Below are 10,720 nucleotides of genomic sequence, written 5' to 3' on the forward strand. Positions count from 1 at the left end.
GCTCACACAATTTCGGGGCCGCTGCGCAGCCCAGCGGGAGCAAGCTCCCTCGCCACAGAATGTGGTCAGGCAAAAAGCTCGCCACACCGTTGGGTGTGGCGAGGGAGGGGGCCTCAGTTCAGATGCGTCTTCAGCTCAGCCGCGGCCTGGCGCACGGCCGCTTTCACTTCGGGAATCTGACTCAGCGGATTGAGCAAGCCAAAGTCATGAATCATCCCGTTGTAGCGCACCGAGGTCACCGGCACACCGGCCGCATCCAGATGCCGTGCGTAGCCTTCGCCTTCGTCACGCAGCACGTCGAATTCGGCGGTCTGTACCAGCGCGGCGGGCAGGCCCTTGAGCTGTTCGGCGCTGGCGTTGAGCGGCGAGGCGTGGATCTGCGCGCGTTCGGCCGGGTTGGTGGTGTAGTTGTCCCAGAACCACTGCATCATGCCCTTGGTCAGGAAGTGGCCCTCGGCGAATTGCTGGTACGAGCCGTTATCGAACCCGGCGTTGGTGACCGGCCACATCAACAGTTGGAAGCGCAGGGCCGGGGTTTGCTTTTCCTTGGCCAACAGCGCCACGACCGCTGCCATGTTGCCGCCGACGCTGTTGCCGGCCACCGCCAGACGCTTGCCATCGACCCCGATCTGCTTGCCGTTTTCCGCGACCCATTTTGTCGCCGCATAGGCCTGGTTGATCGCTGTCGGGTACTGCGCTTCCGGCGACGGCGTGTAATCGACGTACACCGCGACCGCTCCAGAGCCGACCACCAGATCGCGAATCAGGCGTTGGTGGGTCGGGAAATCGCCCAGTACCCAGCCGCCACCGTGGAAGAACATGAACACCGGCAATTCGCCTTTGACCTTGGCCGGGCGCACCACTTTCAGGTTGATGGTCTGGCCGTCGACCTTGATCGCCTTGTCGCTGACTTCAACCCCGGAGAGGTCGACTTTCACCGACGCCTGAGCGCCAGTCAGCACCGCACGGGCATCCTTCGGGCTCAGCTGTTCCAGCGGTTTGCCACCGCCGGCGGCGAGGGCTTCGAGGAAGGCCTGGGTGTTGTGTTCGACGCCCGGGCTGCCGGCGGCGAATGCGTTGCCGATGGAGAGGGCGAGGAGGGATGCGGTCAGGGTTTTTTTGATGTTCATGCTCAATTCCATTTTTTGATTGGTCGTGTTCTCTGTAGGAGCTGCCGAAGGCTGCGATCTTTTGATCTTTAAAAGATCGCAGCCTTCGGCAGCTCTTACAGGTTTGGGGTTGGTTTCAACACCGTGAACACAGATTAATGAGCTGTCGAAATGTGAAAAAGCGGCTATAAAGCGTTTAACTGTCCACCAGAGAGTGACAATGAACCCGTTCGAAGACATGCGTATTTTTTGCCAGGTCATGGACTCCGGCAGCTTCACCGCCGCCGCCGATCAATTGGGCCTGTCCAAGCAGTTCGTCAGCCGCCGCTTGATGCAGCTCGAAGAGCGCCTCGGTGTGCGGTTGTTGAACCGTTCCACCCGACGGCTCGACGTCACGCCACTGGGTCAGAGCTACTACGAATCGGCGCTGCGCCTGCTGGGCGAAGTGGAACAGGTCGAACAGGGCATTGCCGGGCAAACCGCCGAGCCGCGCGGGACGATTCGCGTCAGTGCGCCGCTGTCGTTTGCCGTGGCGCATCTGGGTTGTCTTTTGCCGCTGTTTTTGCAGCGCTATCGCGATGTCACCGTGGAAGTGGATTTGAGTGATCGCCCGGTGGACCTGCTCGGCGAAGGTTATGACCTGGCGTTGCGTATCGGTGTGCTGGAAGACTCGACGCTGATCGCCCGGCGTATCGCCGCCATCGAACGGGTGTACTGCGCCAGCCCGGCGTATCTGGCCGAACGTGGCACACCGCTCAACCCCGAAGACCTGCACAGCCACGACTGCCTGCCTTACGGCCACGGTCGTTCGGTGCAGTGGCGCTTCAACGCGGGGCAGGGCAAGCCGCTGCTGGTCAACGTCACCGGGCGCATGCGGGTGAACAACGGCGAGCTGCTGAGGGATGCAGCGGTGCAGGGAATGGGGATTACCTATCTGCCGACGTTCATCGTCGGCGCGGCGCTGAAGGACGGGCGACTGGTGCCGGTACTCGACGACTACAGGCCCGAACCGCTGACCCTGTCGGCGGTCTACCCGCAGCATCGCCAGGCGTCGCGCCCGGTGCAGGCACTGGTCGAATTCCTGCGTGAACGCCTGAATCAGATGTAAGCGTTCCGAACTGTAGGAGCGAGCCTGCTCGCGAAAGCGGTGGTTCAGGCAATGAAGATGTTGGCTGGACCGACGCCTTCGCGAGCAAGCTCGCTCCCACAGTGGATCGGCGGTGCGGCTTACAAAGTCGCAACAACCGTATTGATTGGGCTGTTCTAGACTCGGGGCCGCTCAATCACGAGCATCGTCCGGAGTGCGCCATGGAAGTGCCCAACAATAAAACCGCCATCGACAGCAATCGACAGGCGTGGAACGATTCCGCTCGCCATCACCGTGTATCGGCGGAATGGCAAGCGCTGTTGAACGACGTTTCGCAGGCAGATTTTTCCTGCCTCGACGACACCTTGCGCGGTCTGCTGGAACAGGTCGGCGTGGACGGTAAAGAGTTGATTCAACTCGGTTGCAACAACGGTCGCGAAAGCCTGTCGCTGTTTGCCCTCGGCGCGCGCAGTGTGGTCGGCGTCGATCAATCGGAGGCGTTTCTCGAACAGGCTCGCGAGTTGAACCAGCGCTCGCCGTACAACGCTGAATTCATCGAAAGCGATATCCATCACCTGCCGGCTGCGCTGCACAGCCGCTTCGACGTGGCGCTGATCACCATCGGCGTGCTGAACTGGATGCCCGACATCGGCGAGTTCTTCCGTCATGTCGCGCTGACCCTGAAACCGGGCGGCAAACTGGTGATCTATGAAACCCATCCGTTTCTGGAAATGGTTGATCCTGAAGGCGAAGACCCGTACCGCCTCGCCAGCTCCTACTTCCGCGCCGAGCCATTCGTGCAGGAAGAACCGATTGTCTACGTCGGCAAGGTCGAGCAGCAGGCTGCCAAGTCCTACTGGTTCGTGCACACCCTCGGCGCCATTTTCAGCGGTGCCATCGCCGCCGGCCTGAACATCGCGCATTTCAGGGAATATGCACATTCGAACCGCGAAGAGGTGTATGACCAGTACCTGAATCAGCCAGCGCAGATGCCGCTGTGCTTCACCTTGGTCGCCAGCAAGGCCTGAAGTTTTCCATCGATCCAACGGGCCTCATCGCTGGCAAGCCAGACTCCCACAGTTTTTTGGTTCGCACGAAAATAGCGAGGACACCTGAACACCTGTGGGAGCTGGCTTGCCAGCGAAGGCGTCGATAAGGTTTCAAGTCTGGCTGAAAGAATGAAAGTCGATTTCGACCGTTTGACCCTTCTGAATGTTCGAGCAAGCCTGTGCCACATAGGCGATGGCTCGAAGATGGTGTCGTACACAAATCCACTGTGGGAGCGAGCCTGCTCGCGATGGCGGCCGAGTGGCCGCCAGCGCTATTACGATTGAATCACGCCTGCGCCGCCGCACTCACCACTGGCCGCCCAGGTTTGCGCAGGGGGTCCAGACGTGAGCCGCCATAGCGGCTTTCGCGGTAGAAGCGCCAGCGGCCGAACAGGCCGTAGACGTGGGTGACGCGGCCCTGTTCTTGGTAGCCCATGCGGATGTGCAGCTTCAGCGCCGGGATGTTGTGGGTTTCGCAGACGTCGACGACTTTGACGCAGCCTTGAGCCGCCATGGCTTCCCAGAGGGCGACTTGTACGTCCATCAATCGAGTGCCGCGGCACCCCGTAAAAAATCCTTGTTCAAATCGGCATAGGACACCCGCGGCACTCCCGTCAGCCGCTGTTCCAGCACGCGGTTCAGGGATTCTCCGGGGTTGAGATAGGCATCGCCGAAATCGCTGTCGAGCTGATTGGGGTGGGCGACGATTTCCAGCACGCCGTCGCTCGGTGCGGGGGCGTTGCGCAGGTCCACTGGCGTGCACACGTAGTCCGCCGTCGCTCCGGCCAGACTCTGCAAGCGCCAATTGAGCAGACCTTTGAATACACGTTTCGGCAGACTGAGGTTCTGCCCCAGGTTGCGCGCCAGGCGAATCGGCACGCCTTGCCGGGCAGCAAAACGGGCGACGATTTCACCAATCGGCCAGATGTTGTGCACGTGCTGATGTGAGTCGATGTGGCTCGGCCGAACGCCATGTTCAACACAACGCTGCCACTGCGCCTGCAACTCTTCATGCACCGCGTCGCGATCCTCACGTCCGAGCCACAGGCTATGCCGTGGCAGGCTCAGATCGAACACGCCGTGGCCATCGCAAAAGGTTCGACTGCGCAGAATCGAAGCACTCAGCGGCCGACCGTAAGTCAGATTGAAGTGCAACCCGACCCGACCTTGCAGCGATGCATGCCTGGCCATCGCACAGGCCGCCTCAAACGCCGGCATGTTGGCCATGGCCGTGGCCGAGCTGATGACCCCGGCCTGAAACGCGGCGAAGATCGTCGCGTTTTCGTTTGGGCTCAAACCGAAATCGTCAGCGTTGACTATGACTTGGCGAGGCATGATCGCCCTCCGTGGTGATGACGACAGGTGCCGGTGCCGGTGCCGGTCTGGCCGCACGTCGCGCGCGCCATTGCTGCACCGTCGGTTTCAAGCGATGCCAGAGGCGCAACCCCAGCCCCAGCAATATCCCGCTGGGGCGCCAGGAATAGAAACTCCAGCGCCAGTGTTCCAGTTGGCCGGTCATGCGCTCGTGTAACTGGTGGCTGGAGTTTTCCAGACTGACCCGCGAGGCATCGATCCAGCGCCAGTGCTCATCCAGCCCCCAGCGAATCCATTCCTCCAGCAACACCCGACCGCTGCCCAGATCGGCGTATTGCGGCAGGAACGCGAGGTTGTAATCGTAGAGTCGACCCTGTTCCATCAAGCCGAGGCGATAGCTGATGCAGCGCCCGTTGAGTTCCAGCGTCACCAAACGCACCAGGCCCTGGCCGGCGAGGGCGGTGAAGGCGCGTTCGATCCATTGCCGACTGCGCTCGCTGGCGAAGATCCCCACGCCTTCGTCACCTTTCCAGCTCACCGCTTCGACTTCGCTGATCGCCCGCAACAGCGGACCCATGCTCAGCGCGTCGGGGGTAATGCGCCGCACCAGGGCGCCACACGCAGCAATCCGTTTGCGCGCCCGGCGCAGCTTGTAGCGCGGGTCACCGGAGACCTCCTGATGATCCGCCTCGCTCATCAGATGCACCGGCACCCGACAACTGAGACGGCGTTCGCCCGTCGAACTGTGGGCCATCCATGGGGTGAGAGCGCTTTCTTCACCCGCAGGCTCGGATAACTCGTTGAGTTGCAGCAGCGCGTGCGGCAGGTGTCGGCGGATCAGGTGCAGGGCTTCGCGCATGTCATCGCCCTTGAGCAACGACAGCAGCGCCAGTCGGTCCGCCAGTGGATGGCCCAAGTGATGCAACACGCGAAACGGCACGCCGGCAAAGCGCTCGCGGCCCGCCACCAGCGGCAGGCACAGGCGCAATTCGTCCGCTTCCCAACCGAGCAGGATGTGCAGGCGCTCGCCCGCGCTCAGTGCCTGCTCTGCCGCGCACAACCAGCCCAGGTGGTTGAACGGGGTGTGATCGGTCACCCGCAAGCGCAGCGCCTCATAGGCGACTGCCGGAAAGTCGGCGGCGCACAGTGAAGTGCGCCATTCGAATCGCGCCGTCATGGGCTCAGGCCGCCGTGGCTGTGACAGGTGGACGGGACGGTTTGCGCAGCGCATCCAGCCGCGAGCCGCTGTAGCGGGTTTCGCGATAGAAGCGCCAGCGACCAAACAGAGTGTAGATGTTCATGATCCGGCCCTGCTCGGTATAACCCATGCGCAGGTGCAGTTTCAGCGCCGGGATATTGTGGAACTCGCAGACGTCCACCACCTTGTCGCAGCCTTGCTCGGCCATGGCATTCCACAGTGCCAGTTGCACGTCCACCGACAGCTCGGTGCCCCAGAAGGCGCGGGTCAACTCGCCGCCGAATTCGAAAAACTCGCCAGGCTTCACCGGGAACATGCAACCGTAGTAGTGCCGGTCGAAATAGTCCCGCTTGCTGCCCCAGATAAAGCCTACGGCATCGCCTTGTTCGTCCAGATACATGAGCCCGGTATGACCTTCGTTGGCCAACTCGGCCATGGTCCCGACACGGTCGCCGAAGTAGCGCGCGAAGGCGCTGGCGTTGTCGGCAGTGATCGTCACTGCCCTCACCGGTGGATACGGCTTGAGGTTGTGCGGCGGCACCGGGCTGACCAGATCGCGTTCCATCCACAGCAGCTCCTGATGGGAAAACACGAAGTGCTTCCACGCCTTGGCGAGGGTGACGCGCAGGCCTTTTTGTTTAATCTGTTGGCTGACTTTTTGCGCAATGCTCATGGTTTTTGCTCCTGATGATATGCAACGCGTGGCGTGCGGCCCGCGTGGCAGAACATGAATCGACGGTTCATGAAGGGGTCCAGCTGAGGGCGAACAAGGTCTGCCCCGGCAGCTCGAAACGTACGCGGCCGTCCTGGCAGAGAAACGGCGCGTCGCGGCTGCGGTTGTCCGCGCCGAAGTAATGCAATGCACCGTTATTCAGCGGGCACCGGGCGCCGTTCAATTCGATTTGCTGCAGACGCGTGCCCTTGTTTACGCCGAGCAGGCCGCGCTGGGCGTCGCTGGCCATCGCCAGCGCATCGACTTCAAAGCCGTCGTTCTCCAGCCACAGCACCTGATGCAGCCAGTGCTGCGCAATGAATTGCTGGGCCAGCCCCACCGGTTTCAGCTCAAAACCCTCAGCGCCCATGAGCCGAATCATGCCCTTGGGGTACTGCGGCTCGTCGGCGGCCTGAAACCAGTTGAGCATGCTCAGCAAACCGTCCTGCGAAGCGTTGATCACCACCGACGTCCACCACAGCGCGGCGTACCGGGTTTCTTGATCGTAGGGGCTGAGGCTGGAGCCGCTGGACAGGTTGGTCTGATCCAGCAGCAAGGCCTTGCGCGGTTGGCCGCGAGCGTCGAGGCCAACCAGTTCGGCAGCGCGGCGCACGCTGTCGCGGTAGACCCGGGTGGCGAGCAGATCGCGGATCATCCATTCGTGCCAGGCCAGTGCGTCGATCTGCTCGGCAGACTCACCGAGCAAGCGCCGCGCCCAGTCGATGCCACGCTTGTCTGCCGCGTGATCGGCGAACGGCCCGTTGACCAGCCGCGAACTGGCCGGCATGGCGATGCGCACGCCGGCCCTGGCATTCGCCGGATCGCTGCGCACTTGTCTGGCCATGCTGGCGAAAATCGCCCGGTATTGCTCGAAGCTTGAATAGTTGAGGTTCGGCTCATCGGCAAAACCGATGTAGTGCGTACCTTTGCCGCCCAAGGCGCGGGTGCTGGCCAGCCACGCGTCGAGCCCGCCATTGCTTTGCACATCGGCGCGCAGATCGGCCTGACGCTGGCTGCCGGCGAGCAGGGTAATGTCCTGACGGATGCCGAAACGCTCCTGATAAACCTTGCGGAATGCGTCTTCGAAGTGCGGATTCTTCGCCGTGACATCGACAAAGCTGTAGTAACTGGCGGCGGTCGCTTTCAACGCATCCAGCACCGCATGGCTACTGGCGGGCGGCATCACGTAGGGCAGGGCGATGCCCAGATCCGGCGTGCGTCCGAGGATTTTGTCGTGCAGGGTCAGGTGGATCTGGCCGGTCTCTTCGCGCACAGGTTTGAGTTGCTGCGGCGTCTGCGCAAACCGATTGGCCGTGCCGTCGAGCCAGAACGCCGCTTTGCCGCTGCCTTGCAGACGCAGGCGCCAGACCTGTTCGCGTTCGCTGACCGGCAACGCCAGTTGATCGAACTGCCAGTAGGCGCGATAGGGTTTGAGCGCCAGCGTCAGTGGCTGATCATCGCCCACCCGTTGCGCCTGCAGCGCGTTGACCCCGCCATGAAACTTGCCGGCCAGCACCGCGTGTTCCCCCGGCGCTACCTTGAAATACAGCTCGTCGCCGTTCTGTGTCTGCGCGCTGAAATGCACCTTGGCCGGCTCGAACAGCGCCACGGTGTGCTCATCGTGTTCGACCCGATAATTGCGGAAGCTGTAGCCAGGGATTTCCAGGCGATAACTGGCAGCGCCGGGCAGCAACGGCCAGCTCTGGGTGCCGCGGGTTTCGCTGGCCTTGATCAAGCGTTCGCCCTGCAGTTTGCCTTGGCCGTCGAGCAGGTACAGATGCTCTTCGTTGGCGTCGGCCTGCCACGCCGGGGTCCAGCGCACGGTCACGGTGTCCGGGCGATCGGCTTGCAGATACAGGCTGCCGTCGCGGATCTCGCCCCAGCGCATCGACGCGGCAAAGGCGTCCAGCGACAGGCCGAGACCGAGCAGCAGAAGCAGGCCTTTCATACGGCCTTCCGGTGCAGCATCTGCCACATCGGCGCGACGTCGCTGGGCAGGATGATCAGGGTTTGCCAAAACGCCACGCCGCTTAAACGGCAGTACAACACCAGCATCGCCACGGTCACGGCCAGGTAGGCAATCGACGACGCCGCTGCCGCGCCAACGATGCCGTAGGCCGGAATCAACACCAGGTTCAGCGCCAGGTTGAGCAGGGCGCCGAGGCCCATCAGCAGCGACACCGTGCCGGGGCGGTTTTTCCCCAGCAGGTCCAGCCGCAGGATGCTCGCGTAGCAAAGGCCGAGCAGCCCCGGCAGCAAGGCGAGCAGCGCCGGATACGCCGGTTGGTAAGCGATGCCGAACAGGGTGACGATCAGCCAGTTGCCGATCACGGCCATGCTCAGGCACGCGCCGAGCATCACCGTGGCGGTCAGGCGCAGGGCCAGCGGGGTGACCTTGTCCATGCCTTCGTCCTGTTGCAGCAGGCGTTTCATCAGCGGCGTGGTCACCGCTTCCGGCACGATCAGCAGCAGTTCGGCGGCGGCGCTGGCCATGGCGTAATGCCCCAGTGCGGTGCTGCCGAGCAGGGCGCCGATGAACAGGTAATCCGAGCGCAGAATCACCTGTTGGAACAGCAGATCCGGATGGCTGCGCGCACTGTAGCGCAGCAATTCGTTCTGGCTGGCGCGATCCCATTGCAGGTGCAGCGGTTGCGCCCGTTTGAGCCAGACCCAACCGGCCAGCACCACCAGGCTGATCCCGGCCAGCCAACTGATCAGCGCCGCTTCCAGCGCCGCGCTTTTCCACATCCAGAACAGCGCGAGAAACAGCAGCAGCGGCGCCAGCGATTCGGTCAGGCGCAAGGCGTTGAATGCGACCACACCACCGGAGGCGTTGTGCAGGGTCAGCAGACCGCTTTTCAGCACGGTCAGCGGTACCGCCAGCAGCAACAGCCAGGCCAGCAGACCGAGCTGCACGGTGACATCCAGTTCACTGCCGAACTCACGCACCAGCGCCACCACCAACAAGGTCAACAGGCCGGCGAGCAAGCAACCAAACACCAGCACCTGACTCAGCAGCAGCCCCATCGGCCGTTGCTTGGCGGCCTGATAACCGACGGCTGAATTCAACCCGCCACTGGTGGCAGCGCTGATCAGATCGGGCAAGGTGCTGAGCAGCGCAAACAGCCCGCGCTCACTGGGGCCGAGGATCCGCGCCAGCAACACGTTGCGCAGCAAACGCAGGGCGATCATCGCCAGTTTGGTGCCCATGCTCAGCGCCAGATGCTTGAGGTAATGGCTGCGGCTCATGGCCGGTTTCCACGAAAGATACGCCACGACAGCAGCTCGGGATTGCGCGCGGTGCGTTGGCTGACGCCGAAACGTGGCAGGTTCAGTGGATCGCCTTCGCCGCGATAGATGCCGGTGCCGGTGCCCAGGGCGAACGGATAATCGTGCGCGGCAATCTGTTTTCTTACTCGCTCGTCGTTGTTGCCGTTGGGGTAGCAATACACCGGCAACGGCCGGTTGCAGCCGTTGTTCAAGGCGTCGCGGCTGCGGCGGATTTCTTCGCTCAGGCGCACATCGTCCAGTTCCGTGAGGATCGCGTGGCTGGCGCCGTGCGGGCCGAAACGCACCAGTCCCGAGGCTTCCAGCGCCCGCACCTGGTGCCAGTCCAGCGCTTGCGGCTGCGCTTCGGGCGGGCATTCATCGGTCAAGCGTTCGAGCATCGCCGGTTCAAGGTCTTTGAGGCTTTGCAGGTAGTGCAGCAGCGACAGGCTGCGGCGGTCGACATCGATGTCATCGACCAGTACCGGCAGTGGGTGGTGGATCATGTGCAGGTATTCGATCAAGTGCATGCGGGCCTTTTCGCCATGGCTGCCCCACAGGGTCTCGCCAAGGCTTTCCCACCAGAAGCGCTGACGGCTGCCGATGAAGTCGGTGGAGAGAAAGATGCTCGCCGGCACCTGATGTTTTTGCAGCAGCGGGAACGCATTGACCGCGTTGTCGCGCCAGCCGTCGTCGAACGTTAGTGCCACGCGTGGACGGTCGCTGCGCAGTGAGGTGGGCGCAAGGATGTCCATCAGCGGTACGCAATCGAAGTGTCGGCGCAGCCACACCAGCAGGTGCTCGAAGGCTTTCGGTCCGACACACAGCTCATTGCGGTGCGGCAGGTCGGCGGCGCGGTCGTTGGCCAGCACCCGGTGCAACATCAGGATCACCCCGGCGCCGTGCAGCTGATTACGTCCCACCGGGGAATTGAGGTAAAGCCAGCCACTGGTGCGTTTTATTAATTGTTTGATCGCCATGGCT

The 10,720-nt window shown here is 62.6% G+C and carries 9 protein-coding genes and 1 pseudogene; 2 read left to right on the forward strand and 8 right to left on the reverse strand.

What is annotated here, in order from left to right; translation table 11 throughout:
* Positions 1 to 113: 113 nt before the first annotated feature.
* Complete coding sequence (locus ACM6HV_RS19995; RefSeq protein ID WP_414905104.1) at positions 114 to 1,130, reverse strand: alpha/beta hydrolase; 1,017 nt, start codon at positions 1,128 to 1,130, stop codon at positions 114 to 116.
* Between the two features lie 199 nt (positions 1,131 to 1,329).
* Between ACM6HV_RS19995 and ACM6HV_RS20000 the strand changes: the two genes are divergently transcribed.
* A complete protein-coding gene (locus tag ACM6HV_RS20000; RefSeq protein ID WP_007961294.1) occupies positions 1,330 to 2,217 on the forward strand; it encodes a LysR family transcriptional regulator in 888 nt (295 codons plus the stop codon).
* A gap of 200 nt (positions 2,218 to 2,417) precedes the next feature.
* Positions 2,418 to 3,224: a class I SAM-dependent methyltransferase gene (locus tag ACM6HV_RS20005; RefSeq protein WP_414905105.1), complete on the forward strand. Its 807-nt coding sequence runs from the start codon at positions 2,418 to 2,420 to the stop codon at positions 3,222 to 3,224.
* Positions 3,225 to 3,531: 307 nt separating this feature from the next.
* On the opposite strand, the pseudogene ACM6HV_RS20010 reads toward ACM6HV_RS20005, so the two are convergent.
* From ACM6HV_RS20010 to ACM6HV_RS20040, 7 genes and pseudogenes are all read right to left on the reverse strand, one after another.
* Positions 3,532 to 3,789, reverse strand: a pseudogene (locus ACM6HV_RS20010) (GNAT family N-acetyltransferase); the annotation flags it as partial.
* Positions 3,789 to 4,580 carry a ChbG/HpnK family deacetylase gene (locus tag ACM6HV_RS20015; protein WP_414905106.1) on the reverse strand — a complete coding sequence of 264 codons (792 nt, stop codon included), beginning with the start codon at positions 4,578 to 4,580 and terminating at the stop codon, positions 3,789 to 3,791. The pseudogene ACM6HV_RS20010 and the gene ACM6HV_RS20015, both read right to left, overlap by 1 nt.
* Positions 4,552 to 5,736: a GNAT family N-acetyltransferase gene (locus tag ACM6HV_RS20020; RefSeq protein ID WP_414905107.1), complete on the reverse strand. Its 1,185-nt coding sequence runs from the start codon at positions 5,734 to 5,736 to the stop codon at positions 4,552 to 4,554. Before ACM6HV_RS20020 ends, ACM6HV_RS20015 begins: the two co-directional genes overlap by 29 nt.
* Positions 5,737 to 5,740: 4 nt before the next feature.
* Positions 5,741 to 6,430, reverse strand: coding sequence for a GNAT family N-acetyltransferase (locus ACM6HV_RS20025; protein WP_047293345.1), 690 nt, complete (start codon positions 6,428 to 6,430; stop codon positions 5,741 to 5,743).
* Between the two features lie 67 nt (positions 6,431 to 6,497).
* Entirely contained in the window at positions 6,498 to 8,417 is a 1,920-nt protein-coding gene (locus ACM6HV_RS20030; RefSeq protein ID WP_414905108.1) for a hypothetical protein, read from the reverse strand.
* Positions 8,414 to 9,718: a lipopolysaccharide biosynthesis protein gene (locus tag ACM6HV_RS20035; RefSeq protein ID WP_041066252.1), complete on the reverse strand. Its 1,305-nt coding sequence runs from the start codon at positions 9,716 to 9,718 to the stop codon at positions 8,414 to 8,416. The genes ACM6HV_RS20030 and ACM6HV_RS20035 overlap by 4 nt, the downstream gene beginning before the upstream one ends.
* The gene (locus tag ACM6HV_RS20040) at positions 9,715 to 10,716 is read right to left on the reverse strand and encodes a polysaccharide deacetylase family protein (RefSeq protein WP_108183141.1); all 1,002 of its coding nucleotides are present in this window, start codon (positions 10,714 to 10,716) and stop codon (positions 9,715 to 9,717) included. The genes ACM6HV_RS20035 and ACM6HV_RS20040 overlap by 4 nt, the downstream gene beginning before the upstream one ends.
* Between the last annotated feature and the right edge of the window lie 4 nt (positions 10,717 to 10,720).

The organism is Pseudomonas sp. IT-P260 (assembly GCF_949768395.1).
GTDB lineage: Bacteria > Pseudomonadota > Gammaproteobacteria > Pseudomonadales > Pseudomonadaceae > Aquipseudomonas > Aquipseudomonas parakoreensis.

Excerpts from the sequence above, each read along its gene's own strand:
- ACM6HV_RS19995 (WP_414905104.1), bottom strand. The coding sequence starts at position 1,130 with ATGAACATCAAAAAAACCCTGACCGCATCCCTCCTCGCCCTCTCCATC.
- ACM6HV_RS20000 (WP_007961294.1), top strand. The coding sequence starts at position 1,330 with ATGAACCCGTTCGAAGACATGCGTATTTTTTGCCAGGTCATGGACTCC.
- ACM6HV_RS20005 (WP_414905105.1), top strand. The coding sequence starts at position 2,418 with ATGGAAGTGCCCAACAATAAAACCGCCATCGACAGCAATCGACAGGCG.
- ACM6HV_RS20015 (WP_414905106.1), bottom strand. The coding sequence starts at position 4,580 with ATGCCTCGCCAAGTCATAGTCAACGCTGACGATTTCGGTTTGAGCCCA.
- ACM6HV_RS20020 (WP_414905107.1), bottom strand. The coding sequence starts at position 5,736 with ATGACGGCGCGATTCGAATGGCGCACTTCACTGTGCGCCGCCGACTTT.
- ACM6HV_RS20025 (WP_047293345.1), bottom strand. The coding sequence starts at position 6,430 with ATGAGCATTGCGCAAAAAGTCAGCCAACAGATTAAACAAAAAGGCCTG.
- ACM6HV_RS20030 (WP_414905108.1), bottom strand. The coding sequence starts at position 8,417 with ATGAAAGGCCTGCTTCTGCTGCTCGGTCTCGGCCTGTCGCTGGACGCC.
- ACM6HV_RS20035 (WP_041066252.1), bottom strand. The coding sequence starts at position 9,718 with ATGAGCCGCAGCCATTACCTCAAGCATCTGGCGCTGAGCATGGGCACC.
- ACM6HV_RS20040 (WP_108183141.1), bottom strand. The coding sequence starts at position 10,716 with ATGGCGATCAAACAATTAATAAAACGCACCAGTGGCTGGCTTTACCTC.